The organism is Solemya pervernicosa gill symbiont (assembly GCF_002020875.1).
Taxonomy (GTDB): domain Bacteria; phylum Pseudomonadota; class Gammaproteobacteria.
In genome coordinates this window covers 62,839-88,601 of record NZ_MPRL01000003.1, presented here as the reverse complement: position 1 = coordinate 88,601, position 25,763 = coordinate 62,839, and the positions used below count along the sequence as shown (strand labels likewise).

The following is a 25,763-nucleotide window of genomic DNA, read 5'->3' as shown; positions in this document are numbered from 1 at the left end:
CGGGGCGCCGTAGGCATAAACGGTCGCGTTAAGTATTTGCCGCTTGCTTGGGCTTGGATGCCCAAAACAAGCTTCCGCAAAAATAGCGACTCCCCGGGCTTCCACTCTTTGCAAGTCTGACTTCGATGGTAACCGCCGCGTGCAAGAGGCTGCGCACGACGCTCAAAAAGCTGATCGATCTCCATAAGGTTTTCAAGTTGACCCCTTGGTTCCGGCTATGCATTTCTGTTAGTGCATTTGGATTGATAGATTGCTATTTCAGACGCACTCATCTCTTAAGTTTCTGATGATCTTATTTATCGATTAGAAAAGTTCAACCAAATGCAAACCAAGCGACACAATAAATATCCATTTTGACATGGCCAACAGAACCAAATCAGATCGTCTTCCCTGGGACTTTATATTGTCATTCATGTTCCAGAGCGCATATAGATACTGCTTATCGAGTTCCTTACCATCTAAATATGAAACATAAATATTACTTTTTGAAATATATACAAACAGTGCTGAAAACGCCATTCCATAAATAGAATAGACTTTGATCGTGTAACCGGATACGACTGACAACAATGAGCTGCCAACCACTTGATAAACGAACAAAAGACAGCTCAGTGAAAAGAATAGAACAATGTATGCATATGCGCGCTTCTCACCTTGCGGATAGTTAAATGAGATCAAATCGATTAAGTTAGTCGGCTTTCTATGTTTTTTTAATAATGTTCCCTGGTTCCAGCCGATCAGCGCGCAACCAAGCATCAATACCATTGCAAGGGACATGCGTTATCTCCAGAAGTGACTTCAGTCACGACATTGCCATATCAGAATAGATGATTAGTTATCTGTTTAGCAGTTACAACAGCGCAACAGATAGAGCTAGAGGATAAAGCTGTGGCGAAAGATAACCTTCGGCATTCTGGAATACCGATTTGTGAAGGACGTTGCTCATTTTTCGAATCATCTCCTTTGATCCTTTTTAGGTTTTTCGGTGTAGAGCTCTCTCCCTACTCCCAATCCTGCCCATAGTCGTGAAAGATCTCTTCGTGGGCGTCGATGTCGCGCAGGGCGACGACGGTGAGGTCGTTGTAGTAGGCGGCGTTGGGTTCACCGCTGTGGTTGATGTAACGCAGATCGCAACTGACCTTGACCGCCTTCCCCTCATCCAGCCATAAAACATGGGGACCATCTTTTTGGGTTGGTTTGCATTTCAGTTTACCGATGATTTCGCCCGCCTTGATCGTGCGCGAGGCGAACAGGCCCATGCCGTGTATCTTGCTTTTCTCTGGGTAGTACATTGCATCACCTATAAAGTCGCTGATGTTTGTGAACTTATAGCGGGTATTAATTATCCATGCAAATAGTCAGTGTTAAAGCTATTGACTACTCAGGAGTTGATTTACACGCTGCAGGTCCGCTTCGGTATCGACCCCATGCCCTGGTGGCTCATCAACGATACCGACGTGGATTCGTTCACCCGACCAGAGTGCGCGCAGTTGTTCGAGCGATTCGGTCTGCTCCAGTTCACAGGGGTTGCTGGCGGCATAACGATTGAGGAAGCCGACTCGATAGGCGTAGAGGCCGATATGACGATAGTGGATACGATTCTCAGGCAGCTCTTCGGTAGTGACGCCGAAGGCATCGCGGTCCCAGGGGATCGGGGCGCGGCTGAAGTAGAGCGCGTAACCCTTCGCGTCTAATACCACCTTGACGACGTGTGGGTCGAACAGTTCAGCGGTAGTGTGAATGGGTGTTGCAAGGGTCGCAATGGAGGCGTCACCCGCCTGCCCAAGATTGTGTGCCACCTGCTGCAGTGGTTCGCTCGGCATCAGCGGTTCGTCTCCCTGCAGGTTAACGACGATCTGATTATCACCCCACCCCATCTGCTCGGCGACCTCGGCGAGGCGGTCGGTGCCAGAGTGGTGGTCGGGTGAGGTCATGCAGACCTTGGCGCCGAACGCCTTGGCACGCTGTTTGATGCGCACATCGTCGGTGGCGATGATCACCTCATCGGCCCCGCTCTCCATTGCGCGTTGGTAGACGTGTTCGATCATCGGCTTACCCGCGATATCGAGCAGTGGTTTACCCGGTAGTCGGCTCGATGCGTAGCGAGCGGGGATGGCAATGACAAAACTCATTCGATCTCCTCATCCTCGGCGAGGCGGCGCGCCTCCTCTTCGAGCATTACCGGGATGTCATCGCGGATCGGATAGGCGAGTCTATCTCCCTTGCAGACCAGTTCCTGCTCGCTCTTTCTATAGAGTAATGGGCCTTTACAGATCGGGCAGGCGAGAATCTCGAGCAGTTTTTTATCCATCTTTCTATCCTCTACTTGTCGTTGTCTGATGGTAGTAGACGCATCAGACGATGGTGAAAAGAGTCATTCAGTTCGGCGCTAACGGGCAGATACCAGTGGTTGGCTGCTGCATAGGGACGACATTTTACGGCGTCTTTCTCGGTCATCAGAACCGGTAGGTTGTCGTTAAAGGCGATATCTTCGGCACTAAATGGGTGGTGATCAGGAAACGGGTGTTCAATGAGTTCGACGCCATGACGTCGTAGCAGATTGAAGAAGCGTTGCGGATCACCAATCGCCGCAACCGCATGTACCTTGACACCCTTAAAGCTCTCAAGCGCACGTTCCCCATTCCTCCCATCGACAGCGACCAACGTATTACCGATAAGGCGCATGGCGAACTCACCGCGCACCCCTCCTCCATTGGCAACGACCAGATCGACCTGCTCCAAACGGGGGGCTCGTTCACGCAGTGGCCCTGCGGGCAGACAGCGTTGGTTGCCAAGACGACGCACGCCATCAACCACGGCGATCTCGATATCACGATGCAGTGCGTAGTGCTGCATACCGTCATCGGAGACGATGATATTGGTATCGGTGTGTTTGAGCAGCGCCTCGGCGGCGGCGACACGATTCGGTCCCACGGCTATCGGTACCTGGCAGCGACGGGCCAGCAGCAGGGGTTCATCTCCGACCATGCGTGGATCGCTATCGGCCCTTACCTGCTGCGGCCAGCTAGAGGCATTGCCACCATAGCCGCGACTGATCACACCAGGACGAAACCCCCGCTCTTTGAGCTGTCGGACAATCTCAGCCACCAGTGGTGTCTTACCCGTGCCGCCGACACTGATATTACCAACGACAACAACCGGCACGCCGATCTGCGTTGTGCGTAACAGGTTGGTCCGATAGGCGAAGCGGCGGATTGCAACGATGAGGCAGAAGAGCCAGGAGAGTGGCAGCAGAGCGATCGAGATGGCGTTATTGCTATACCAGTAGTGATCTAGACGCTTCAAAATGTGTGCAAGCCGCTGGCTTACGCCTCGACGGCCTCGGACTCTTCACTAAATTGACGGCTATGGAGTGCGGCGTAGATACCCTCTTGAGCGATCAATTCGTCGTGATTTCCACTCTCTGCGATCTCTCCCTCACGCAGCACGATGATCCTGTCGGCACTCTCGATGGTTGAGAGGCGGTGGGCAATGACCAGTGTGGTTCGATTTTCCATCAAGGTCTCAAGGGCTGCCTGGATGTGCAGCTCCGACTCGGAATCGAGGGCCGAAGTCGCCTCATCGAGGATCAGAATCGGTGCATCTTTAAGCAGTGCCCTGGCGATAGCGATACGCTGGCGCTGACCACCGGAGAGCATGATCCCCTTCTCGCCGACCAGGGTGTCAAAACCATCGGGTAGCGCTTCGATAAACTCCAACGCATGCGCCGCGATTGCCGCCTCGCGAATAGTCTCGGCGGTGGTATCGCCGAGTGCACCGTAGGCGATGTTATTACCGATGGTGTCGTTGAACAGGGTGACCTCCTGGCCAACCAGTGCGATCTGTCTACGCAGTTCGGAGAGCTTGTACTCAGAGATATCGACACCGTCGACTGTAATCGAGCCACTATTAAGTTCATAGAAACGGGGCAGCAGATTCACCAGTGTGGTCTTGCCGCTACCGGAGCGGCCAACAAAGGCGACTGTCTTGCCAGCCTCAACCTGCAGATCGATCCCTTTGAGAATCTGTCCCTTGCGTTTGCTATAGGCGAACTCGATATTACTGAAGGTAATGTCGCCCTTTGCCTGAGCCAGGGTTTTATCGCCACTATCATTCTCAAGCGGTGCATCGATAAATGCGAAGAGATTCTGCGCGGCTGCGATTCCTTTCTGTACCGTGGCGTTAACGGAGGTGAGCCGTTTGATTGGTGAGAAGAGCATCATCATCGCGATCATGAACGACATAAAGGTACCGACGCTGATGTCGTCCAACATGCCATCGAGTGTGGCAACGTAGACGATCACTGAAAGTGCAAAGGCTGCCAGCAGCTGAACGCTCTGTACGTTGATGATCGAGGCACTAACCATCTTCATTGCCAACTGGCGATTTCGTTTATTGGCCTTCTCAAAATGGGCTGCTTCGTATTCGTGACCACCGAAGATTTTCACCACACGCTGGGAGCTGATCGCCTCCTGTGCCTGATTGGTGACATCCTGCATCGAGTTCTGGATGCTCTTGCTGATGTAGCGGAAGCGTTTGCTCATAACACGCGCCAACAAGACGATTACTGGCCCCAGGGTGAGGAAGATCAGTGACAACAGCGCATTCAGGTAGAACATCCAGGCGAGTAGACCGAGGATGGTCAGCGAATCACGGATGATAATGGTGACGGCATTGGTGCTGGCACCGGCCACCTGCTCGGTGTTGTAGGTGAGGCGTGAGAGTAGTTCACCGGTGGAGTGCTGGTCGTAAAAACGACTCGGGAGGTTGAGAAGATGGTTAAAGACCTGCTTGCGCAGCGTGTAGACCACCTTGCGGCCGATCCAGCTCATGCTGTAGCTGCTGATAAAACCGAAAACACCGCGAGCGAGAAAGAGAGCAATCAATAACAGTGGCACCAGACGGATTGTATCGGGATCCTTCTCGACAAAGCTGCCGTCGAGCATCGGTTTCATCAGCGCGGCAAAGCCGGTATCGGTCAGCGCGTAGATCGCCATCGCCACGGTTGAGAGCAGAAAGATCTTCCACTCAGGCATTGCGTAACCAAGCAGACGTCGGTAGACCTGGATAGCATCATCCGACTCTACCTCGGTTTTCTTCGCCATAACGACCGACTACTCCGCGTCTTTCTTGGTGGTAATGGAGATATGTACCAGACCGACCTGACCGGCGGCGTCCATAGCAGTGACAACCGACTGATGGGGAGTCTTGGCATCGGCGCTGATGGTCAACGGTAGTCCATCGCGTTTGCCGATGACCTTGCGTAGTGCTGCGGCGAGTGTCTCAGTGGTGCTGTTAATGACCGCCTGTTCGTTAATGAAATAACGCCCCTCGGCATCGATGACGATCTCAATGTTCTCTACCTCTTCAGCCTCGGTCGGTTCGCTGCTGGCAGAGGGAAGTTCAATACTCAGCTCCGCCTCGCGATTAAAGGTGGTGGAGACCATAAAGAAGATCAACATCAGGAAGACGACGTCGATCAGCGGTGTCAGATTGACATCGGGCTCCTCGCGCTGTTTTCCCCTCAGGTTCACGCCGCCTCCTCGCTATCCGGTTCGCGCTCGCCGTGCATCACCTCAACCATCTTCATCGCCTCCTGCTCCATACCGATGACCAGCTCATCGATACGACCACGGAAGAAGCGGTAGAACATCAGACTGGGAATGGCGACACAGAGGCCGGTGGCGGTGGTGATCAGCGCCTCGGAGATACCACCGGCCAGTGCGGTCGGATTACCGAGTCCCTGCGAGGTGATGGCGGCGAAGACCTTGATCATGCCGATGACGGTGCCGAGCAGGCCCAGCAGCGGAGTGATCGCAGCGATGGTGCCAAGGGTGTTGATAAAACGTTCGAGCTCATGGACCACGTGGCGACCGGTGTCCTCGATGCCCTCTTTCATCACCTCGCGCGAGTGGTTCATATTGGTCAGTCCGGCGGCGAGGATACGACCCAGTGCCGAGCCCTGACGCAGGGTCTGGATCTGATCGGGGGCCATCGGACCCTGTCTGACGGAGGCGTAGAGCTGGGCAACCAGATGTTTGGGCATTACCCGGTTGCGTTGCAGGGTCCAGAAACGCTCGGCGATGATGGCTAGTGCCACTACAGAACAGATGATGATGGGCCACATAACCCAGCCACCCGCTTTGATAATCTCAAACACGCCTACTCCCTCCGGAATTATTAGAATTAGGTTGCAAAACTCCCAGAATGATACTTGATTTAGTCCCCGCTGCGTAGCCGTTTTAGTCGTGGTGCCAGTACCTGCGGGCAAGCCTGCGGTACTGTTGCAGAGGCCCTACTCCATGACTGCTGAGTGTTGTTGAGAGTGCCCCACCGCTGGCGGTGTCGTACTGCAGGATACCGCGTTGTGCATAACGGGCCTGAACGGTTGGATGGGGGAAACGGTAACGATTGCGGTAGCCCACTGGATAGAGCACCTGCTGCGGTGAGACGGTATCGATAAATCGCTCTGTCGATGAGGTGAGGCTACCGTGGTGCGGAGCGATGAGTAGATCAGCAGCAAGATCGTTACCCAGACGCTCAACGAGTTGCTGTTCTGCCTCAGCCTCGATATCGCCGGTTAACAGGATTGCATGGTCGCCTACTGATACACGTAGCACGCAGGAACTGTTGTTCTCATCGCCGCTTAGGGGTGTGGTGGGGTGAATCAACTCAAACAGCACACCGTCCCATCTCCATATTTGCGGTGCGGTACAGCTCTGCGCCACCAGATCTTTTAACTGCTCAGGAACGCTGCTCTCAATACGGTCAACGGGGATCGCTTCGGCAACTGCCACGGCGCCGCCAATATGGTCGAGATCACCGTGGCTGATAATCATCCGATCAACGGCGCTGACGCCCTGTTTACGGAGATAGGGAACGACGACGGCATCGCCGGTATTAAAACCGCTTCGGTATTTTGGCCCCGTATCGAAAACGAGTGCGTGAGAGTGGGTCTGAATGACCGAGGCCAGTCCCTGCCCAACATCCAGTAGTGAAAAACGAGCCTCACCCATAGCGGGTGGTGATGGACGGTTGAGTAGTAGCGGTAGTATTAACAGTAGTCCCAACCAGCGTGCTGGAAACCCTCGTGGTGCGAGTAGGACGATTACACCCAGGATAGCGGGAATAGGCGTCCACCACAGGGGAGTTACTGTCAGGCTGACTCCGGGTAGCTCAGCCATTCCTCCCAGTACCCACCAGAGTCCATCCATCATGGCAGTACTCAACTGCAATAGTAGTGTTGCGACACCAGGTAGTGGGCCAGATAGGAGCGTTCCGAGCAGGTTGGTGGGCAGAACTAGCAGGCTGACCCAGGGGACGGCGATGAAGTTGGCCAGGGGAGCGATCAACGAGAGCTGTTGAAACAGGAGTAGCATGAGCGGCGTAAGACCGATGGTGATCAGCAGATGAATACGTCCCCAACGCCACCAGAGTCCAGCCGTCGCAATACGGTGGTTCGAGACGTAGAGGATCGTCGCCACGGCACCAAAAGAGAGCCAGAAACCGGGACTGAGGACGGCAAAGGGATCAAATAGCAGTACCGCCACCATCGCTGTGGCGAGTGCCCGCATCGAGGGAATATGGCGCCCCAGAACGATTCCACTCATCAGCACCGAGACCATAATCAGTGCACGAATCGTCGGAATCGAGAATCCGGCAAGAGCAGCGTAAAAAATGGCACCGAGTAGTGCGGCTACGGCGGCCGCCCGCTGCGCTGGCCATCGGAGCATTAACCGTTCTGAACGGCTCCAAAACCAGCGCCCCAGCAAATAGACAAACCCGGCAACCAGTCCGATATGGAGTCCTGAAATCGCCATCAAATGACTGGTGCCGGTATCGCGAAAACGTTGCCACTGCGCGTCACTAATGCCATCACGCTCTCCGATGGCAAGTGCGATCAGAATGGTTCGCTGAGAATGATCACCGAGTAGTTCTGTCAGACGTGTTTTTACCTGCTGACGCAGTGAATCGATCTGCCAGCCATTTCCTCGCTCAAGACGCCGGTTATCGTGGCTCTGCTTCACATAACCTGTTGCGCGAATCCGCTTCTGCAGCAACCACCGTTCATAGTCGAAGCCGCCAGGGTTCATATAGCTGTGAGGGCGTTTCAGTTTGATGCGGAGCTGCCACCGTTCACCCACCTGTAGCAGTTGTGGGCTTCGATACCAGCTAAGACGCACTCGTTTTGGACCTGTATAGATCTGATCGTCGCTATATCCCCGTTCGATCTCGAACATGAATCGTTGTGCGCTATCACCCTCAGGGATAGAGACGATATGCCCCTCAATAGTGAGACCACGGCCTTCGAATGAGATGGGCAATTCGCTGGCTATCAGCAGATGGGCACGCAGGGCGGCGTAGCCAAAGCCAATGATTAGAATTGCGAGCAGACGACTAGAACGGTATCGGAGTGCAATTGGCAGAAATGGCAGAAGAAGTAGCTGTAACCCATCGGGTTCGGGCAGCACTGGAAGTTGATTTAACGCAACTACGCCAAATAAAAAGGCAATCGTCCCTGAAAACATATTTTTCCATCCATGAAAATGTGCATAATAGTTTGACCATCGATCCTGATGGTGAACCCGTAAACAGACCCTGCTGAGCATGCCAAGAAAACTGATAAAGCGCTATATGCCGGATCACAAAAAGATCCGTGAACACAAATGCTTACAGTTTCTTGGTGAGCATCTCCATAATCCCAATCTTTGGCATCTTAATCGCCGTTCAGTCGCCGGTGCATTTGCCGTCGGGATCTTCTGTGCCTTTATTCCTCTGCCTTTCCAGATGATTTTCGCTGCGGTACTGGCCGTTCTGATGGGCACTAATCTACCGATATCGGTGACGCTGGTCTGGATCACCAATCCGATTACTATTCCACCGATGTTCTACACCACCTATAAGGTGGGCGCGTGGTTGCTCAATATTGAGCCAGAGCACTTCGACATCGAACTCTCGGTCGAGTGGTTCATGCATGAGATGAGTGTGATCTGGGAGCCGCTACTGCTCGGTAGCCTGCTGGTTGGAACAATCTGCTCGTTGCTCGTCTACTTTATTGTCCGAGGTCTATGGCGCCTGCATATTGTGCGTCACTATCAACGAAAACGGGCCAAGCGCCACAGCAAACATCTGCCCTAGAGGCCGTCCCGCAGCACTCCGCTATCCAAGGTACAGACCCGTCCCATCTCTGCTGCCAGATCGTGATCGTGGGTCACCACCACCAGGCTGGTGCCCAGATCGGCATTGAGTTCGCGCATCAGCCCATAGACCTGTGCCGCATTCTGTTTATCGAGGTTGCCGGTCGGTTCATCGGCCAGCACACAGGCTGGATTGGTTACCAGAGCGCGGGCGACTGCCGCACGCTGTCGTTCACCACCTGAGAGCTCTCCCGGTTTATGCAGTTCTCGATGACTCAGACCAACACGATCAAGCAGTGCAGAGGCGGTTTTTAGCGCTACCTCGCCCTTCTCGCCACGAATGAGTAGTGGCATTGCCACATTCTCCAGTGCGGTGAATTCGGCTAGAAGATGGTGGAACTGGTAGATGAATCCGAGCGATCGGTTTCTCAACTTACCGCGCTGCTGTTCATTGAGTGTGGCGAGATTCTCACCCGCCACCCACACCTCACCGGCGCTGGGGGTATCGAGGCCACCAAGAAGGTGCAGCAGCGTGCTTTTTCCTGATCCTGAGGCTCCGATGATCGCGACCTGCTCACCCTTATCGACCGTGAAGTCAACGGCGCTGAGCACATCGACGGTCAGACGGCCATCCTGGAACTGCTTGGCGACGCCCTTCGATTCGAGTACCAAATCACTCATAACGGAGCGCCTCCGCCGGCTGGGTTCGGGCTGCACGCCAGGCGGGATAGATGGTTGCAACCACGCTGAGCAGGAAGGCGACCACTGCCACGCGGGTAACATCATCGATGCGCAGATCGGAGGGCATTGAAGAGATGTAGTAGACCTGAGCGGAGAGGAACTCAATCTCGAGTAGCCGTTCAATCCAGGCGACCAGATCGGGTACGTTGAGTGCTAGAGCGACGCCACCGAGTACGCCCAGCACCGTGCCGATCACTCCGATCAGTGTGCCCTGGACCATAAAGATCGCCATGATCGATCTGGGTGATGCACCGATGGTACGCAGGATGGCAATATCGGCGCGTTTGTCAGCAACCACCATCACCAGAGTGGAGACGATATTGAAGGCGGCCACGGCGATGATCAGCATCAACATAATGAACATGGCGGTCTTCTCAGTTTTCACTGCACGGAAGAAGTTGGCGTGCTGACGGGTCCAGTCGCTTACCCGCACGCTGACTGGCATCGTCTCGGCCAGGTCTCGCGAAGTTGCGGGTGCGAGAAACATATCGTCGAGCTTGAGCCGAACACCGCTGATCGCCTCGCCGAAACGGAATAGCTTGGCGGCATCACGGATATGGATAAAGGCCATGCCGTGGTCGTACTCATACATACCGACTTCGAAGATACCAGAGACGGTGAAGCGTTTAAGTCGGGGCATCACGCCCGCTACTGTGACACTCGCCTGAGGAGTGACGAGCGTGAGCTTATCGCCAATGCCGACGCCCAGACTCCAGGCGAGCTCCTTGCCGAGCACGATGTTAAAACCTTCAGCCTGGAGTGAGGTGAACTCTCCCTGACTCACCTTCTCGGAGACCTCGGAGACCTGAGACTCAATGTCTGGATCGACTCCGCGAATAATGGCGCCATTGACCTCACGGCCGAAACTCAACATTCCTTCGGCCTGAATATAGGGGGCGACACCGACCACATGCTCGGTCTCGGCTGCACGTTCGGCAAGTGGTTGCCAGCCGTGCAGTTTGCCACGCACACCAGAGATGGTGGCGTGCGAGGCCATACCGAGGATGCGCTCGCGCAGCTCCTTTTCGAAGCCGTTCATGACAGAGAGCACGGTGATCAACGCGGTAATACCGAGCGCGATGCCGATCATCGAGCTGAACGAGGTGAAGGAGATCAGCTGATTGCGTCGTTTGGCGCGCATATAGCGCAGCCCGATGAAGAGTTCCAGCGGATGAAACATGAAATGAATGGACCGTAGTTACCTGAGGTGCCGTAAGAGTGCCGTTAAAGGCACCCTCTGGGCAAGCTCTCTGTTGTTATCTGTTTAGAGTGAGGCCCCGATTAGTCGGAGACGATTCGTTTTAACTGTTCCAAATCGGTATCACCCTTGAGTAGCTTCCAGACACCGTCTTGAAGCAGGGTGCGCATTCCCTCCTCTACCGCTCGATCACGAATCTCTGAGGCGGTGGCACCGTGATAGATCATCTCCTTGATCTCAGGCGATGCGATCAACAACTCGTGTACACCAGTACGACCGCGATAGCCGGTATTGCTACACGCTTTACAGCCGACTGCGCGGTGGAGTTCTAACCCCTCGCGCTCGTAACCGAGCTCAGAGAACTGCTCCTTTCCGTAGAGTAGTTGCAGGTGGTTGTACTCTTCGTCGGTGGCTGCAGAGGTGGTTTTACACTTCGGACAGAGCGTTCTGACCAGTCTTTGCGCTAACACACCATTGAGCGCATCGGAGAAGTTGATTGCGTTGAGGCCGATATCGAGCAGTCGGGTAATCGTCTCGGGCGCTGAGTTGGTGTGCAGGGTTGAGAGCACCAGGTGGCCGGTGAGAGAGGCCTCGATGCCCGCCTCGGCGGTCTCGGCATCGCGCATTTCGCCGATCATGATGATATCCGGGTCTGCACGCAGGAATGAGCGCAGAGCTGCGGCGAAGGTGAGTCCGATTTTTGGTTTCACCTGAACCTGGCTAAGCCCCTTCTGGGTGATTTCGACCGGATCCTCAGCGGTCCAGATCTTACGATCGGGTTTGTTCAGATGGCCGAGTACGGCATGTAGCGTGGTGGTTTTGCCCGAACCGGTCGGGCCGACCACCAGGAAGATTCCGTGAGGCTGAGAGACGCCCTCAATCAGCCTGTCGTGGTTACGTTCACTGAGATTGAGGCGCGAAATAGGTAGCGGTTCACTGGCAGCCAAAATACGCATTACCACCCCTTCACCATTGACGGTGGGTAGTGTGGCGATACGCAGCTCAATCATCTTGTCGCGGATTTTGACCTTCAGCTTGCCATCCTGAGGTAGACGACGCTCTGAGATATCGAGACTCGACATCACCTTGATGCGTGAGACGATCGCAGGAACGTAGTTGGCTGGTAGCGTGAGATGCAGGTTGCAGATGCCATCGACGCGGTATCTGACTGAGGCATCATCATCGCCCTTACCCGGTTCGATATGGATATCGGAGACATCGGAGTTGTATGCATCAACGATAATCTGGTTGACCAGTTTAATAACGGGTGCAGCGTTGTCATCGAGTGCATCGAAGGCCTCTTCGGCGACCAATTCAACATCATCATTTACAGCCTGTTTTCCGGTCTGTTTTTTGGCGTGCTCCTCCTCTTCACGCTTCAGATCGACGGACTTGAGATTCTCTAAAACCTCACTGGCACGTCCGCCACCGCTGAGATCGTCCTTTACACCGAGGTAGGCTCGAATATCGGTGGCCAGACCAACCTTGAAGACAAAGTTTTTTGCATTAAGGACACGTTGGGTCTCCATGATCCGATCACTGTCGATCGGATCGTCAATGAGAATGGTAACCTCATCCTGGTTCCCCTCGACGGGTACCCAGAGTTGCTTGAGCAGGTAGTTGTTGCTGACCTTCGAGATCATGCCACGGGGAATATTGAGCCCATCATCGTAGCTCATGTAGGGAACCTGGTAATAGTTCTCCAGAGATTCACCGATCTCGTCACGCTCGAGGTTGTACTCACTGATCATCAGACTGGTTACTGGAATACCGAGCTTCTGTGCTCGTTCCTGGCACTGCTCCAGATCCTCTTCACTGATCTTTTCGTTCTCGATTAAATACTCAAATGGTCCGCTGGTTCCGCCCAGTTCAAATTTAAATCGGTTGCCGATAATGGTGGCCAGTTTGACGGCGTTATGCAGATCAACTTCAGTGAAGGTTTTTTCTTCGATATGGTTGAGCACCTGCATGACACCCAGCATTACGCCATCTTTTTTGATCGGTGTGACCATCATCGACTTGGTGCGATAACCGGAGGTATTGTCAAAGTGGGTGTTAAAACAGAGATTAGGATGGATGCGCTGCAGCGCTTTCTCATCATAGACGTCATCAATGCGTAGCACCTTCTGCGTCAGTGCAACATAGCCGGCAATTGAGGTGTTGGTAAGTGGGACACGGATCTCTTTAACGTCGTCACTGCTCTTATAGGTCGAGCAGATCTCTCGTCCGTTGCGATCACGTTTGTAGATGGTGACACGCTCTGCGCGGAGGATGCGAAGCATATCGGCTTCGATCTCAGGCATCACATCGAAGAAGCTGGTTGCCTTGCTGATGCGCTGTGCGATGTCATTGAGCATGACCTGGAATTCGATAGATGCCTGCAGCTTGTTGTTCTGTGCCTGCGAGTAACGCTCGTCCATATTCCCCTCGAAACCTTATGAATTTGTAATTGAGTGGTTTGCTTATCGTCAGGAGACGATAAGGTAGGTATTCATTTCGCCCTTGCCTTTGATCTGAATGGCACCACGATCTTCAAATTGAAAGTGATCGGGTAGCAGGTCGCGAGTCGTTTCGGAGACCTGTATGCGACCCTCAACGCCATGGGACTCCATGCGGCTGGCAATGTTGACGGTGTCGCCCCACAGGTCGTAGATAAACTTGATCGAGCCCATTACACCGGCTACTACTGGCCCGGAGCTGATGCCAATGCGAATGCCGATCGACTGTGTGCTACTGGCGTTGTACTTCTCTACCGCCTGCTGCATGTCGAGACCCAGTGCAACCAGCACCTCGGCGTGATCTCCTCGTGGTGTCGGCAGGCCGGCTGCGACCATATAAGCATCGCCGATCGTTTTTATCTTCTCCACGCCGTGTTTCTCTGCAAGCAAATCGAAGGCGGAGAAGATCAGGTTTAATTCAGCGACTAGATCAGTTGGCGAGAGGCGAGATGAAAGCTCTGTAAATCCGACAATGTCGGCAAATAGTACACTCGCTTCAGAGAAGTAGTCCGCAATCGTGTTCTGGGCCCCTTTGAGGCGTTCGGCGATGGGTTTAGGCAATATATTGAGCAGCAGCTTTTCCGCTTTCTCTTGCTCTAATCGCAATGCGGCAAATGCCTCGTTACGTTCGAGTAGATTGATATAGCCCTTGGAGTGGTAACGAATGCGTGCGATCAGCTCAATCTGATCGGGTAGCTTGACCATGTAGTCGTTGGCACCCCGTGCAAATGCCTCCGCCTTTGTTGTAGCCTCCTCCTTAGATGAGAGCACAATCATCGGAATATCTTTGGTCAGAGGATTAGCACGAAAGAACTTAACCAGGGTCAGGCCGTCCACCTCTGGCATCACCAGGTCCTGAAGAATTACAGTGGGCCTGATCTCATTGGCGACGGTCATCGCGTCGGTTGGATCACTGCAGAAGTGGAAATCGATATCTTTCTCATCGGCGAGCATGCGCCGCACACCTTCACCAATCATTGCCTGATCGTCGATGAGCAGCACGGTGATTTTGTGCTCTTTAAGCGTCGATGTGGTGGATTGAAAGGGGGATTCCTGACTCAAAGCGTTCTTTTCTCAGTTGACAAAAATGGTGCCTAAACAGGGTGTTACTTCGTCTGATTTGTTATCGTTAGACAATTATAGGTGGCATGACATTACCACATAATTTCGATGGAAGTACCTTTTGCCTCATTATGACAAGGTGCTATAGTCTTTGCAGTTGTTATAAGGATGTTTATCCGGATCAGGGGCCAATAATAATGTCGAAAACAGTCAAGAGATTACTCGCCGTCGCACTGCTGCTTCCTCTCACCACATTTGCTGAGACGGAGACGAGGGTTGAGAGCGGTGATGAGCTCGAAATTGTCTCTATTCATGCCAATCAGTGTGCAGACTGCCCAACGCTAGGTATGACCATGGCTGATGTTGAAGCCAAATATGGCGCTCCGCTGGAGCAGCGTGATGCGGTCGGCGAACCGCCGATCAGTCGCTGGGTTTTCGAAGGCTTTACCGTCTATTTTGAACGCCAGTACGTGCTCCACTCAGTGGTTAATCGAAAAAAGAAGCCCCAATGATATTGAGCGCCGGTGAAATCAGGCCGGTGCGCTCGAACCTTCTATCCGCAGTAAAATCATCTAGATCATATTCAACCAGAGTATGAGAACCACACTTCACTCAATTCTTAAAACCGTGTCGATAGCCCCAGAATGAAATCACCTTCTGAATCAGTCTTGCTGCGGTTATCTGTGAGACCTCATTAATATCCGGCACCGGTTCGACGCTATCGATAGCGTGAAGATCAGCCGTTGAAGGCGGGATTTATTGCGCATCCATCTCGCAGATAACGGTGACGACGGCGCTGGTCAACTGTGAGAGTTGCTCCGGTTCAATGATATAGGGTGGCATCAGATAGATCAGCCGTCCGAAGGGGCGAATCCAGACACCCTCCTCGACCAGCCGAGGCTGTAGCCAGGCCATATCGACAGGCTGCGTTAACTCCACAACACCGATAGCTCCAAGGCAACGCACCTTTTTGACAAGCTCAGACTGTTCACAGGGTGCCAATTCTGACTGGAGCTGCTTCTCAATGGCCGCAACCCGAGATTGCCAGGGTGAGTCGAGCAGTAGATCGATACTGGCAGTGGCAACGCTACAGGCAAGTGGATTGGCCATGAAGGTGGGACCATGCATTAACACGCCTTGACCATCGGCACTAACTCCGTAGGCCACCCTATTGGTGGTCAGTGTTGCTGCAAGCGTCATATATCCACCAGTGAGTGCCTTGCCAATACAGAGGATGTCGGGAACGATATCGGCCTGTTCGTAGGCAAACAGGGTACCGGTACGGCCAAAGCCAGTGGCGATCTCATCAAGTATCAGCAGCACATCGTGGCGATCACAGAGTGAACGAACCTGTCGCAGATAGTCAGGGCAGTAGAAACGCATACCTCCCGCCCCCTGTACGATCGGTTCAAGAATCACTGCGGCCAGTTCGTCGTGGTGGTTCGAAATTAACCGTTCAAATGCAGTGATGTCTGCTTGGTCGTTCTGACAGTTTGGTGCTGGCGCAAAGAGATGCTCTGCAACGATTTCTTTGAAGAGTGAATGCATGCTGTTGTCGGGGTCGGTAACCGCCATCGCACCGAAGGTATCGCCATGATAGCCATTACGAACGGTTAACAGACGACGCTTCCTGCCCTTGCCCGTGGTTATCCAATACTGGATGGCCATTTTGATCGCCACTTCAACTGAGACTGAGCCTGAATCGGCGAAAAAAACGTGGTGTAAAGGTTCAGCGGTGAGATCGATGAGACGCCTGGCAAGCTCAACGGCGGAAGGGTGGGTGATACCGCCGAACATAACATGAGCCATCTTCTGGCTCTGTTCAATAATCGCCTGATTGAGTTGCGGCACGTTGTAACCGTGGATTGCCGACCACCAGGAGGACATGCCATCGATTAGACGTCGGCCATCTTCAAGCTGCAGATAGACACCCTCTGCTGCAACGACTGGCAGATTGGGCAGTGGATCGATAACGGTGTTGTAGGGGTGCCAGATATGCTCAGCGTCGAAGCTGAGCCAGTCGGCATGATCGGTGTTGGAGATCTGTTTTTTCACGGCTTGATGTGGTGAATCCCGGTTATGGCGAGGAGCGCTCCTCACCTTGATTGATGCGATTATCGGCTACCCATGATTTGTCAGGCAAGTTTCACTTTTAGCGCACTACGGTTGCGCTATACTCGCCGGAAATACCAACTTCTATCTGGAGCGCCGCTGGCCATGATTCTCATCCTGCATCCCGAGATCGATAAAGAGAGTAGTGAATTTTCCGCCTTGATGGAACACCTGGCCAATCTGCCCGATATTCAGAGCCGGGTGCATGAGGAGCGCGGTACCGAGCAGGTTCTGACCGAGGTCTATCTGGTGGGTAATACTGCGGCACTCGATGCCGACGAGATTGGTGCCCTGCCCGCCGTTGAACGGGTGGTCCGTGTTTCGGAGGAGTATCGAATTCTTGGTCGCCATCGTGACGATCAACGCCCGACCGGATTTGACTATAACGGTGTTCACTTTGATCAGGATAATCTCAATATCTTCGCCGGCCTCTGCGCTGTTGATAATCCCGAGCATGTTGAGCAGATGATGAAGGCACTGCAGGATAATGGTCAGGTCTGCACCCGAATGGGTGCCTACAAACCTCGCACCAACCCCTACTCTTTTCAGGGCCACGGTAAGAGCTGTCTCCCCTATGTCTTCGAGTTGGCCGGTAAATACGGTATCAAGGTAATCGCCATGGAGATCACCCACGAGAGTCATCTCGATGAGATCAACGAGGCACTAGAGCAGACCGGTAACCCGACCGGTGTGATGTTGCAGATCGGTACACGCAATACCCAGAACTTCGAACTGCTGAAGATTGTCGGACGTCAACAGACCCACCCGGTACTGCTCAAGCGCGGCTTCGGCATAACGCTTGAGGAGTCACTCAACGCCGCTGAGTATCTCGCCAGTGAGGGCAATAGCCGGGTAATCTTTGCACTACGTGGTATGAAGACCAATATGGGCGATCCGCATCGTAACTTTGTCGACTTCTCCCATGTGCCGGTGGTCAAACGACTCACCCGCATGCCGGTCTGTATCGATCCCTCACACTCAGTCGGTACCCGTGAAGCAGGTGCAGACGGAATACTCGATGTGATGCATGTCGCTGCTCAGGGCGTGGTTGTTGGGGCTAACATGATTCTGGTCGATTTCCATCCACATCCAGGTAAGGCGTTGGTCGATGGACCGCAGGCATTAACGATGAATGAGTTGCCCTACTTTATCGAGGATGTGACTATCGCTCGTGAAGCCTATGAGAAACGTGTGGCGTTAATTAAACGACAACCGCACTGAGCATTAACTCCATAAAATATGTGGCTTTTATGTGATGCAGTTCATAGGGGTTTCCCTTATAGCCAAACTAGGTGGTAGACACCAAGATAGTCCGGGTACGGCATATCACCCAAGAGATAATTAAATGGAGATAGGTATGACCTTGAAGAGAGTTCTGATCTGTCTGGGACTGCTCGCACTGCTTCCGTCAGCATATGCTGCAGAGAGTGGCGAAAAAGCGGCTGAAACATCTGGCCAGACAACTTCAGAAAGTGGTGGTACCACAAATGATGAGAATACAGCTGAGACCGAAGCAGAACCGGATTGTGATTAAGTCGGTTTACTAAAGTCTTTACAAAGAGAATATAAAAAATATTTTAGATTGGAGGGTACTCAATGAAATCTGTTCAAAAACTTCTTGCTTCTACCGCAATGGCCGCACTACTCGCTCTGCCTGCTTCGGCAATGGCTGATCACCACGGTGAGATGAAGGTAAAGATCACACCTAAGATTGGTAAGGTTTCCGTGATGCACAACGGCAAGTCTGTTGACATCATGCGTAATCAGGATCAGAGCCATATGGTTAATCCTGCGTTTGCCAAGACCTCACGTAAATGTCCGCCCTTCTGCATTCAGCCAATGAACCTGGGTTCTGGTGTTGAGACCGTTGGTGAAGTAGAGGTCATTCACTATGCCAAGCGTTTGAGTGATGGCGACAGCTCTGTGATGCTAGTCGATTCGCGCACCCCTGAGTGGGTTACCCGTGGCACCATCCCAGGTGCTGTGAATATCCCCTTCACCAAGTTGGCCCCTTCAATGGGTGCTGACCCTGTCACCATCGCCGATCAGATGATCGAATTTGGTGCCAAGGAGCAGGATGGTATGTGGGACTTCCGCGATGCGAAGACTATCGTGCTTTTCTGTAACGGTATGTGGTGTGGTCAGTCGCCCATGTCGATTAAGACCCTGCTTCGCTTCGGCTACCCTGCTGATAAGATCAAGTGGTTCCGTGGCGGTATGCAGACCTGGGAAGTGCTGGGTCTGACAATAGTCAAATAGACTGTTATCAGCGGTAATAAAAAGGGGCGCTTTTAGCGCCCCTTTTTTGTGCTGCATAGTTGAAAGGATTTAGGCTTCGGCCTCATCCCCTCGCATTCGCTGTATGTAGCGGTAGAGCGTGCGTTCACTGACACCCAGCTCAGCCGCCGCTGAGGCACGGTGGCCCTTACACTGCTCGAGGGTCTCCATGATCTCATCATCGGTCAGGCGCCCACTACGGCGATTGAGTAACTTGGCAGGACGCCTCCTACCCATCGAATAACCAGAAGGCTCTGTGCTATCGGATCTTGTCGACTCAAACACCAGGTGTTCGGGGTCTAGCACACCGCCGTAGGCCAGTATCGCTGCCCGCTCGATGATATTACGTAGCTCACGAACATTACCGGGATAGTCATACTCGAGCAGACGCGAGATGACCTCGGGTGAAAGAGGAATATGACGATCACCATCCTCAAGACGACTGAGGAAATTCTCTGCAAGCGCAGGCACATCATCGAGACGCTCTCGAAGCGCAGGAATGGTGACAGGGAAAGCTGAGAGACGGTAGTAGAGATCCTTACGAAGCGTTCCCTCTGCCACCATATGTTTAACATCACGATGGGTCGCCGCAATAACGCGCACATCGACCTTGATGTAATCAGTTCCGCCAATGCGACGAATGGTGCCAGTCTCCAGCGCACGCAGCAGCTTGGTCTGTAGATCGAGAGGGAGCTCTCCAATCTCATCGATAAACAGCGTACCGCCGTGAGCTGCTTCAAACAGTCCCTTCTTGCATCCTGCAGCACCGGTAAAGGCGCCCTTCTCGTGACCGAATAGCTCGCTCTCAATCAGATTGGAACCGAGTGCGGCACAGTCGACCACCACATAGGGGCCATTGGCACGGTTGGAGTAGTTGTGCAGATACTGAGCAACGCACTCCTTACCGGTACCGCTCTCACCGAGCAGAAGCACGGTGGTCTGGGTAGGCGCTACACGCTGCAACAGACCCGTCATCTGCAGGAAGGCACGTGAACGACCGATCAGCTGAACGTGGTCCTCGAATGCCTGGCTGAGTGGATAGACGTACTCTCCCATGTAGAGCACATTGCCATCCTCATCCAGAATGGGTGTCGCCTGCAGCTGAACACGCTCCTCGTGACCATGCTGATCGTAGTGAACGTGGATTACCTGGCTCGGCTTGCCCTTGCGGAAGACATCTTCCTGAGGACAGTGCTCGCCATGATGGCTACAGGGGACACTGGAGTGGTGTGAGACTTCATAACAGAATCGACCGACGATATCTTCGTGGGCAACTCCATATTTATCGCAGTAGCGATGATTGGCTGCAACGATATGAAACTGGTTATCTATCACTACAAATGGATCAGGAAGAATATCGATGATCTGTTCGCAGCTTGGTTTCTTTTCACATGACATGGGTTTAATTTCCCTTGATTGACAGTGAATGACATGACAGATCATGAGAGTGTGTCATGTCATTTACCTGTTATCAACCACTATTTAGCAGAAACTGTCAGTACTATTTCAGCTTTTCAATACCCAGCGCCTTCAGTATGTACTTCTCAAACAGTGGTTCGCTGGAGCCCTTTTTCATCTTATTGATGAAGTACTTCTCAAACGCGACCTTGGCCAGGTGTACCCACTTACCCTTCTTCATCCACGAGACATTTCGTGGTGGGATTTGTGGCATCGCTACAAAGGCCACGCCGGTATCACCTAGATCTGCTAGGCAGATCGCGTGCCAAGTTGCATGTTTGGCTGGAGCCTCACCTGCAATATCGTGCTGAATGTTGTGTGCGGTGGCAGTGACCATCGACTCAATCATATAGCCGGTTTTTGGTGTTCCGGTCGCTACTGGTGTCACCTCTACTGGAGGTATTGCGATACAAACACCGACCGAATATATGTTGTTCCATTTGGGATTTCTTTGATAATCATCAACTTTGACAAATCCGCGTGGATTGACCAGATCTTCACCTACGGCGTTCACCGGATCGACACCCCTGAAGGCAGGAAGCATCATTGAGTAGTCAAAGGGCAGTTCGTGCTCCTTGATCACCTCGCCGGCACTATTGTGTTCGGCAACAAACATCTTGCCCTCTTCAACCTTGGTGACCTTGGCGTTGGTGATGAAGTTGATGTGATTCTGGCGCAGCTCCGACTCGAGCATACCCTTCGAATCACCGACACCACCCAGGCCGAGGTGTCCAATATAGGGCTCTGCAGTGACAAAGGTCATCGGTACCTTGTCGCGCAACTTACGTTTACGCAGGTCGGCATCCATGATGAAAGCGAACTCGTAGGCAGGTCCGAAGCATGAGGCACCCTGCACCGCGCCTACAACGATAGGCCCCGGTTTCTCAACAAACTTTTCCCAGTTTTTACACGCCTCTTCAGCATGATTGATGGTGCAGATCGATTCAGTGTGTCCGTCTGGACCGATGCCATCGACCTCATCGAAGGCGAGCTTGGGACCGGTCGCAATTACCAGGTAGTCGTAGCTGATCTCATCACCGCCATCGAGCACGATGGTGTTCTCATCTGGCTTGAGCTCGGTAACCGTGTTGGCGATTAGATTGATGCCCTTCTTACGTAGATAGGGCTCGAGGGGAAAGGTGACATCCTTGCGGCTACGCCAGCCAACAGCAACCCACGGATTGGATGGGACAAAACTGAAGGTGTCCGAAGCGTTGATAACAGTTACATCGTGTTTCTTACCCAGCAGATCCTTGATCTCGTAGGCAGCTGGAAGACCGCCGGTGCTCGCACCAATAATCACTACATGTGCCATTCAATACTCTCCTCTCCACGGTGGTATATTTTTTTATTTGCGTATGAGGTAAAGCATTTACTGTGCCAATAGATCTAGTGGGATGAGCTACCCCCTTTGAATTCGACTCGAACGAGCCTGATCAGCAGCAGTACCGAGGGAGTGGCGTGCAGGAAGAGATCGAAGATATCCATCGGTTTTTGCAATGTACCCTGAGTAAGCATGCGTAGTTTCTCCACCAGATGGGGTTCGGGAGAGAAGGGAGCGAGACCGAGCATGAGTGAGATCATCACCAACATCGGTAGCGGAAATTCATCGAGCCAATTCATAACGCATTAATCCTTACAATATCCAAGGGTAGTTACCCACAGTGAGGTGCATGCAGCCTACAGAGCGTTCATCATCACAGCAAGGTTCGATCAGATACCGATCTATGGGAGAATAAGCGCCATTTTTCACCCTTAAAGTCGCCGAGTGCATGAGTAATAAACTAACAACACCGCTTCTCAACACCTCTCTTCCCACGCAAAATGGAACCGTGCTGTGGGGGCAGCTCTATGGTGCTGGCCGAGCCCTGGCGATTGCCGAGGCGGCCCAACACCATCAAGGTCCTGTGGTGGTGGTGACCGGTGACATGCAGAGCGCAACCGCTCTGGAGAGTGAGCTGGAGTTCTTCACGCGCGGTAGCGATCTACCGATAATGAGTTTTCCCGACTGGGAGACACTGCCCTACGACCACTTCTCACCGCATCAGGATATCGTCTCACAGCGACTGATCACCCTCTATCGCCTGCCGCAACTACAACGCGGGATTCTGATTCTGCCGGTGCCGACACTGATGCAGCGGCTGGCGCCGCGCAGCTATCTTGAAGCGAACACCCTGATGCTGAAGGTCGGGGATCGGCTCGATCCGGAGCAGATGCGCCTGCGCCTTGAAGCGGGGGGGTATAACCACACGGCCCAGGTAATGGAGCATGGCGAGTACACCGTGCGCGGCTCGCTGTTTGATCTCTACCCGATGGGTAACTCGCTCCCCTTCCGAATCGATCTATTTGATGACGAAATCGAGTCGATTCGTACCTTTGATCCTGAGACACAGCGCTCGGTTGAGCAGGTGAGTGAGATTCGATTGCTACCTGCACGTGAGTTCCCCCTCACCGAGGATGCGATCAAACGCTTTCGTCAGGCCTTCCGATCGCGATTTGAGGGTGATGCGAAGAAGAGTCCTATTTATAACAGTGTCAGCGAGGCTCAGGCGCCCGGTGGCATCGAATATTATCTGCCACTCTTCTTTGAGCAGACCGCGACACTGAGTGACTACCTGCCCGATTCAACCGCCCTCTTCACCCTCAGCGATGTCGAAGCGGGTATTGAGGCTTTCTGGAATGAGGTTGAAGAGCGTTACGAGCAGCTTCGTCACGATCAGGAGCGTCCTCTACTCGCCCCGGATGCGCTCTTCCTTAATGCCGCACAGCTCGATTTGATAAGTGAGCGTTTCCCGCATGTGTCGCTGCAGAGCTTCGAACTGGAGCCGAGCATCAAGGGCGGGATTAACTTCCAGACGGCTCGTCCACCGTCGCTGACAATCAGGGTACGTGATGCGGAACCGACTCAGGCACTCGACCGTTTCCTGACTGATTTCAAAGGACGCATCCTGTTTGTTGCTGAGTCGGCAGGACGTCGTGAGGTGCTACTCGAGCAGCTGCGTGCGGCCAGCCACTACCCCAGCAGTTTTGAAAGCTGGCACGACTTCATCGCTGCCGACACCCGGCTTGCAATAACTGCGGCACCGATCGATGAGGGGCTACTGATTGAGTCTCCACAGCTGGCCATCGTCACCGAGGCTCAGCTCTATGGCGAGCGATTACAGCAGCGACGCCGCCGTCGTGCAGTTAGCCGTGATAATGAGGCAATCATCAGCAACCTCACCGACCTCAACGTCGGTGCACCGGTGGTGCATGAAGAGCACGGTGTGGGTCGTTTTATCGGTATGCAGACCCTCACCGTTGGCGATATGGAGAGCGAGTTTCTCACCCTCGAGTATTCCGGCGACGACAAGCTCTATGTGCCAGTCGCCTCACTGCACCTGATCAGTCGCTACTCCGGCACCTCACCCGAGAGCGCACCACTGCACAAACTCGGCAGTGAACAGTGGTCGCGCGCCAAGCGCAAGGCGGCCGAGCGGGTACGTGATGTCGCCGCCGAGCTGCTCGATGTCTATGCGCGCCGCGCTGCACTGCAGGGCAAGGCGATTCGAGTTAACTCCGAAGAGTATGCCGCCTTCTCTGCCTCCTTCCCCTTCGAGGAGACCCCCGATCAGCTGCAGGCGATCGATCAGGTACTGGAGGATATGTGCTCCGTGCAACCGATGGACCGGGTGGTCTGCGGCGATGTCGGCTTTGGTAAGACCGAGGTGGCGATGCGCGCCGCCTTCCTCGCCATGAATGACAACAAGCAGGTAGTGATGTTGGTACCGACCACTCTGCTCGCCCAGCAGCACTATCAGAACTTTATCGACCGCTTCGCCGACTGGCCGTTTCGTATCGAGGTGTTGTCACGTTTTAAGACGGCCAAGCAGCAGGATGAGGTGCTTGAGAAGCTGGCTGATGGGAAGGTCGATCTGGTGATCGGTACCCACAAGCTGCTGCAGAAGGGGATCGCCTATAACGATCTCGGTCTGGTAATCGTCGATGAGGAGCACCGTTTTGGTGTGCGGCAGAAAGAGCAGCTTAAGCAGCTGCGTACCGAGGTCGATATTCTCACCCTGACCGCCACACCCATTCCAAGAACCCTCAACATGTCGCTGGTCGGCCTGCGTGGTTTCTCGATTATCGCTACCCCGCCACAACAGCGGCTAGCAGTGAAAACCTTTGTCAGCGACTGGAACGGCCCGCTGATCCGCGAGGCGTGTCTGCGTGAACTCAAGCGTGGTGGACAGATCTACTTCCTGCACAACGAGGTGGAGAGCATCGAGAAGATGGCCGCCAAGCTGGGCGAGCTGGTGCCCGAGGCACGTATCCATGTAGCACATGGCCAGATGCGCGAGCGTGAACTGGAGCAGATCATGCTCGACTTCTACCATCGTCGCTGCAATCTCCTGCTCGCCACTACCATCATCGAGAGTGGCATCGACGTACCCAACGCCAACACTATTATCATCAACCGCGCCGACAAACTGGGGCTGGCTCAGCTGCATCAGCTGCGTGGCCGTGTCGGACGTTCACACCACCGCGCCTACGCCTACCTGATGGTGCCCTCGAAAAAGACGATTACACCCGATGCGGTAAAACGACTCGAGGCGATTGAATCACTCGAAGATCTCGGTGCCGGCTTCATGCTTGCTACCCACGATCTAGAAATCCGTGGTGCCGGTGAACTGCTGGGTGACGATCAGAGTGGACAGATCGCCGAAATCGGTTTCTCGCTCTATACCGAGCTGCTCGAACGCGCAGTGAAGGCACTCAAGGCGGGCAAACAGCCGGAACTCGACCAGCCACTTGATCACGGCCCTGAGGTCGATCTGCATATCCCAGCACTGATCCCCGACGACTATCTACACGATGTGCATACCCGCCTGGTGCTCTACAAGCGCATCGCCAGTGCAGAAAGCGGCGATGCTTTACGTGAGCTGCAGGTGGAGATGATCGATCGATTCGGTCTTCTACCCGATCCGGTCAAGAACCTGTTCAGAATTACCGGTCTGAAACTGCTGGCGCAACCACTCGGCATAGCCAAGATCGATGTAGGCCCCAGTGGTGGACGAGTTCAGTTCAATGAACAGCCCAATATCGATCCGATCAAGATCATCACCCTGGTGCAGTCAGAGCCACAGCGTTACAAACTCGATGGTCAGGATAAGCTGCGCTTCTTTGATGAGATGGAGGCCCCCGAACATCGACTGGAGAGTACCGAGACGCTGCTTAACGCGCTGCAACCCGAAGAGATTATGTGAGACTGGTTTCAGAGTCATCATCGACGTAATATCG

General features: G+C 53.6%; 24 protein-coding genes. 6 read left to right on the top strand and 18 right to left on the bottom strand.

Going from position 1 to position 25,763, the window contains the following annotated elements; translation table 11 throughout:
* The 10 genes from BOW52_RS17260 to BOW52_RS01645 all read right to left on the bottom strand — a co-directional run.
* On the bottom strand, positions 1 to 185 hold a 185-nt coding region (locus BOW52_RS17260; protein WP_236725604.1), incomplete at its 3' end, for a hypothetical protein.
* Positions 186 to 303: 118 nt separating this feature from the next.
* Complete coding sequence (locus tag BOW52_RS01685; protein ID WP_078482347.1) at positions 304 to 777, bottom strand: hypothetical protein; 474 nt, start codon at positions 775 to 777, stop codon at positions 304 to 306.
* A gap of 224 nt (positions 778 to 1,001) precedes the next feature.
* Positions 1,002 to 1,292, bottom strand: coding sequence for an SET domain-containing protein (locus BOW52_RS01680; protein ID WP_078482346.1), 291 nt, complete (start codon positions 1,290 to 1,292; stop codon positions 1,002 to 1,004).
* 78 nt (positions 1,293 to 1,370) lie between these two features.
* Positions 1,371 to 2,132, bottom strand: a complete 762-nt coding sequence (kdsB, locus tag BOW52_RS01675) for a 3-deoxy-manno-octulosonate cytidylyltransferase (protein ID WP_078482345.1) — start codon at positions 2,130 to 2,132, stop codon at positions 1,371 to 1,373.
* Positions 2,129 to 2,311, bottom strand: coding sequence for a Trm112 family protein (locus BOW52_RS01670; protein WP_078482344.1), 183 nt, complete (start codon positions 2,309 to 2,311; stop codon positions 2,129 to 2,131). Before BOW52_RS01670 ends, kdsB begins: the two co-directional genes overlap by 4 nt.
* 11 nt (positions 2,312 to 2,322) lie before the next feature.
* The gene (gene lpxK / locus BOW52_RS01665; protein WP_135621928.1) at positions 2,323 to 3,306 is read right to left on the bottom strand and encodes a tetraacyldisaccharide 4'-kinase; all 984 of its coding nucleotides are present in this window, start codon (positions 3,304 to 3,306) and stop codon (positions 2,323 to 2,325) included.
* 20 nt (positions 3,307 to 3,326) lie between these two features.
* Positions 3,327 to 5,105, bottom strand: a complete 1,779-nt coding sequence (gene msbA, locus BOW52_RS01660; RefSeq protein WP_078482342.1) for a lipid A export permease/ATP-binding protein MsbA — start codon at positions 5,103 to 5,105, stop codon at positions 3,327 to 3,329.
* A 9-nt stretch (positions 5,106 to 5,114) separates the two neighbouring features.
* Positions 5,115 to 5,534, bottom strand: coding sequence for an ExbD/TolR family protein (locus BOW52_RS01655; protein WP_078482341.1), 420 nt, complete (start codon positions 5,532 to 5,534; stop codon positions 5,115 to 5,117).
* Positions 5,531 to 6,160 (bottom strand): MotA/TolQ/ExbB proton channel family protein, encoded by a 630-nt coding sequence (locus BOW52_RS01650; protein WP_078482340.1) that lies wholly within the window; start codon positions 6,158 to 6,160, stop codon positions 5,531 to 5,533. The genes BOW52_RS01655 and BOW52_RS01650 overlap by 4 nt, the downstream gene beginning before the upstream one ends.
* An 82-nt stretch (positions 6,161 to 6,242) precedes the next feature.
* Complete coding sequence (locus tag BOW52_RS01645) at positions 6,243 to 8,528, bottom strand: DNA internalization-related competence protein ComEC/Rec2 (RefSeq protein WP_172840064.1); 2,286 nt, start codon at positions 8,526 to 8,528, stop codon at positions 6,243 to 6,245.
* 79 nt (positions 8,529 to 8,607) lie between these two features.
* Here BOW52_RS01645 and BOW52_RS01640 point away from each other — a divergent pair, with 79 nt between their 5' ends.
* Positions 8,608 to 9,138: a DUF2062 domain-containing protein gene (locus BOW52_RS01640; protein ID WP_078482338.1), complete on the top strand. Its 531-nt coding sequence runs from the start codon at positions 8,608 to 8,610 to the stop codon at positions 9,136 to 9,138.
* On the opposite strand, the gene lolD is transcribed toward BOW52_RS01640, so the two are convergent.
* From lolD to BOW52_RS17850, 4 genes are all read right to left on the bottom strand, one after another.
* Positions 9,135 to 9,818 (bottom strand): lipoprotein-releasing ABC transporter ATP-binding protein LolD, encoded by a 684-nt coding sequence (gene lolD, locus BOW52_RS01635; RefSeq protein ID WP_078482337.1) that lies wholly within the window; start codon positions 9,816 to 9,818, stop codon positions 9,135 to 9,137. The two genes, BOW52_RS01640 and lolD, sit on opposite strands and share 4 nt — an antisense overlap.
* Positions 9,811 to 11,058 carry a lipoprotein-releasing ABC transporter permease subunit gene (locus tag BOW52_RS01630; protein WP_078482336.1) on the bottom strand — a complete coding sequence of 416 codons (1,248 nt, stop codon included), beginning with the start codon at positions 11,056 to 11,058 and terminating at the stop codon, positions 9,811 to 9,813. The genes lolD and BOW52_RS01630 overlap by 8 nt, the downstream gene beginning before the upstream one ends.
* Before the next feature lie 101 nt (positions 11,059 to 11,159).
* Complete coding sequence (locus BOW52_RS01625; RefSeq protein ID WP_078482335.1) at positions 11,160 to 13,496, bottom strand: GspE/PulE family protein; 2,337 nt, start codon at positions 13,494 to 13,496, stop codon at positions 11,160 to 11,162.
* 48 nt (positions 13,497 to 13,544) lie between these two features.
* Positions 13,545 to 14,636, bottom strand: a complete 1,092-nt coding sequence (locus BOW52_RS17850; RefSeq protein ID WP_135621926.1) for an adenylate/guanylate cyclase domain-containing protein — start codon at positions 14,634 to 14,636, stop codon at positions 13,545 to 13,547.
* A 197-nt stretch (positions 14,637 to 14,833) separates the two neighbouring features.
* On the opposite strand from BOW52_RS17850, the gene BOW52_RS01615 reads away from it, so the two are divergent.
* Positions 14,834 to 15,148, top strand: a complete 315-nt coding sequence (locus BOW52_RS01615; RefSeq protein WP_078482334.1) for a hypothetical protein — start codon at positions 14,834 to 14,836, stop codon at positions 15,146 to 15,148.
* 244 nt (positions 15,149 to 15,392) lie between these two features.
* Here the strand turns inward: BOW52_RS01615 and bioA are convergent, their stop codons facing one another.
* On the bottom strand, positions 15,393 to 16,691 hold the full coding sequence (gene bioA / locus BOW52_RS01610) for an adenosylmethionine--8-amino-7-oxononanoate transaminase (protein ID WP_236725603.1): 1,299 nt from the start codon (positions 16,689 to 16,691) through the stop codon (positions 15,393 to 15,395).
* Between the two features lie 162 nt (positions 16,692 to 16,853).
* Between bioA and BOW52_RS01605 the strand changes: the two genes are divergently transcribed.
* The 3 genes from BOW52_RS01605 (at position 16,854) to BOW52_RS01600 (ending at position 19,007) form a co-directional block, all read left to right on the top strand.
* The gene (locus tag BOW52_RS01605; RefSeq protein ID WP_078482333.1) at positions 16,854 to 17,969 is read left to right on the top strand and encodes a hypothetical protein; all 1,116 of its coding nucleotides are present in this window, start codon (positions 16,854 to 16,856) and stop codon (positions 17,967 to 17,969) included.
* 136 nt (positions 17,970 to 18,105) lie between these two features.
* Complete coding sequence (locus BOW52_RS16905; RefSeq protein WP_172840063.1) at positions 18,106 to 18,282, top strand: hypothetical protein; 177 nt, start codon at positions 18,106 to 18,108, stop codon at positions 18,280 to 18,282.
* Positions 18,283 to 18,344: 62 nt separating this feature from the next.
* Positions 18,345 to 19,007 (top strand): rhodanese-like domain-containing protein, encoded by a 663-nt coding sequence (locus BOW52_RS01600; protein ID WP_078482331.1) that lies wholly within the window; start codon positions 18,345 to 18,347, stop codon positions 19,005 to 19,007.
* 69 nt (positions 19,008 to 19,076) lie between these two features.
* On the opposite strand, the gene BOW52_RS01595 is transcribed toward BOW52_RS01600, so the two are convergent.
* From BOW52_RS01595 to BOW52_RS01585, 3 genes are all read right to left on the bottom strand, one after another.
* Positions 19,077 to 20,423 carry a sigma-54 interaction domain-containing protein gene (locus tag BOW52_RS01595; RefSeq protein WP_172840062.1) on the bottom strand — a complete coding sequence of 449 codons (1,347 nt, stop codon included), beginning with the start codon at positions 20,421 to 20,423 and terminating at the stop codon, positions 19,077 to 19,079.
* Between the two features lie 103 nt (positions 20,424 to 20,526).
* Positions 20,527 to 21,798, bottom strand: a complete 1,272-nt coding sequence (locus BOW52_RS01590) for an NAD(P)/FAD-dependent oxidoreductase (RefSeq protein WP_078482329.1) — start codon at positions 21,796 to 21,798, stop codon at positions 20,527 to 20,529.
* A gap of 74 nt (positions 21,799 to 21,872) precedes the next feature.
* Entirely contained in the window at positions 21,873 to 22,106 is a 234-nt protein-coding gene (locus tag BOW52_RS01585) for an RND transporter (RefSeq protein ID WP_078482328.1), read from the bottom strand.
* A 149-nt stretch (positions 22,107 to 22,255) separates the two neighbouring features.
* Between BOW52_RS01585 and mfd the strand changes: the two genes are divergently transcribed.
* On the top strand, positions 22,256 to 25,729 hold the full coding sequence (gene mfd / locus BOW52_RS01580; protein ID WP_078482327.1) for a transcription-repair coupling factor: 3,474 nt from the start codon (positions 22,256 to 22,258) through the stop codon (positions 25,727 to 25,729).
* Positions 25,730 to 25,763 lie beyond the last annotated feature (34 nt).

What these genes read in the sequence shown, in the direction of transcription:
- BOW52_RS01645 (WP_172840064.1), bottom strand. Translation starts at nt 8,528, where the DNA reads ATGTTTTCAGGGACGATTGCCTTTTTATTTGGCGTAGTTGCGTTAAAT.
- BOW52_RS01680 (WP_078482346.1), bottom strand. Translation starts at nt 1,292, where the DNA reads ATGTACTACCCAGAGAAAAGCAAGATACACGGCATGGGCCTGTTCGCC.
- BOW52_RS01685 (WP_078482347.1), bottom strand. Translation starts at nt 777, where the DNA reads ATGTCCCTTGCAATGGTATTGATGCTTGGTTGCGCGCTGATCGGCTGG.
- BOW52_RS01670 (WP_078482344.1), bottom strand. Translation starts at nt 2,311, where the DNA reads ATGGATAAAAAACTGCTCGAGATTCTCGCCTGCCCGATCTGTAAAGGC.
- msbA (WP_078482342.1), bottom strand. Translation starts at nt 5,105, where the DNA reads ATGGCGAAGAAAACCGAGGTAGAGTCGGATGATGCTATCCAGGTCTAC.
- BOW52_RS16905 (WP_172840063.1), top strand. Translation starts at nt 18,106, where the DNA reads ATGACCTTGAAGAGAGTTCTGATCTGTCTGGGACTGCTCGCACTGCTT.
- BOW52_RS01600 (WP_078482331.1), top strand. Translation starts at nt 18,345, where the DNA reads ATGAAATCTGTTCAAAAACTTCTTGCTTCTACCGCAATGGCCGCACTA.
- lolD (WP_078482337.1), bottom strand. Translation starts at nt 9,818, where the DNA reads ATGAGTGATTTGGTACTCGAATCGAAGGGCGTCGCCAAGCAGTTCCAG.
- mfd (WP_078482327.1), top strand. Translation starts at nt 22,256, where the DNA reads ATGAGTAATAAACTAACAACACCGCTTCTCAACACCTCTCTTCCCACG.
- BOW52_RS01605 (WP_078482333.1), top strand. Translation starts at nt 16,854, where the DNA reads ATGATTCTCATCCTGCATCCCGAGATCGATAAAGAGAGTAGTGAATTT.
- BOW52_RS01615 (WP_078482334.1), top strand. Translation starts at nt 14,834, where the DNA reads ATGTCGAAAACAGTCAAGAGATTACTCGCCGTCGCACTGCTGCTTCCT.
- kdsB (WP_078482345.1), bottom strand. Translation starts at nt 2,132, where the DNA reads ATGAGTTTTGTCATTGCCATCCCCGCTCGCTACGCATCGAGCCGACTA.
- BOW52_RS01625 (WP_078482335.1), bottom strand. Translation starts at nt 13,496, where the DNA reads ATGGACGAGCGTTACTCGCAGGCACAGAACAACAAGCTGCAGGCATCT.
- BOW52_RS01585 (WP_078482328.1), bottom strand. Translation starts at nt 22,106, where the DNA reads ATGAATTGGCTCGATGAATTTCCGCTACCGATGTTGGTGATGATCTCA.
- BOW52_RS01595 (WP_172840062.1), bottom strand. Translation starts at nt 20,423, where the DNA reads ATGTCATGTGAAAAGAAACCAAGCTGCGAACAGATCATCGATATTCTT.
- BOW52_RS01590 (WP_078482329.1), bottom strand. Translation starts at nt 21,798, where the DNA reads ATGGCACATGTAGTGATTATTGGTGCGAGCACCGGCGGTCTTCCAGCT.
- BOW52_RS01640 (WP_078482338.1), top strand. Translation starts at nt 8,608, where the DNA reads ATGCCAAGAAAACTGATAAAGCGCTATATGCCGGATCACAAAAAGATC.
- BOW52_RS01630 (WP_078482336.1), bottom strand. Translation starts at nt 11,058, where the DNA reads ATGTTTCATCCGCTGGAACTCTTCATCGGGCTGCGCTATATGCGCGCC.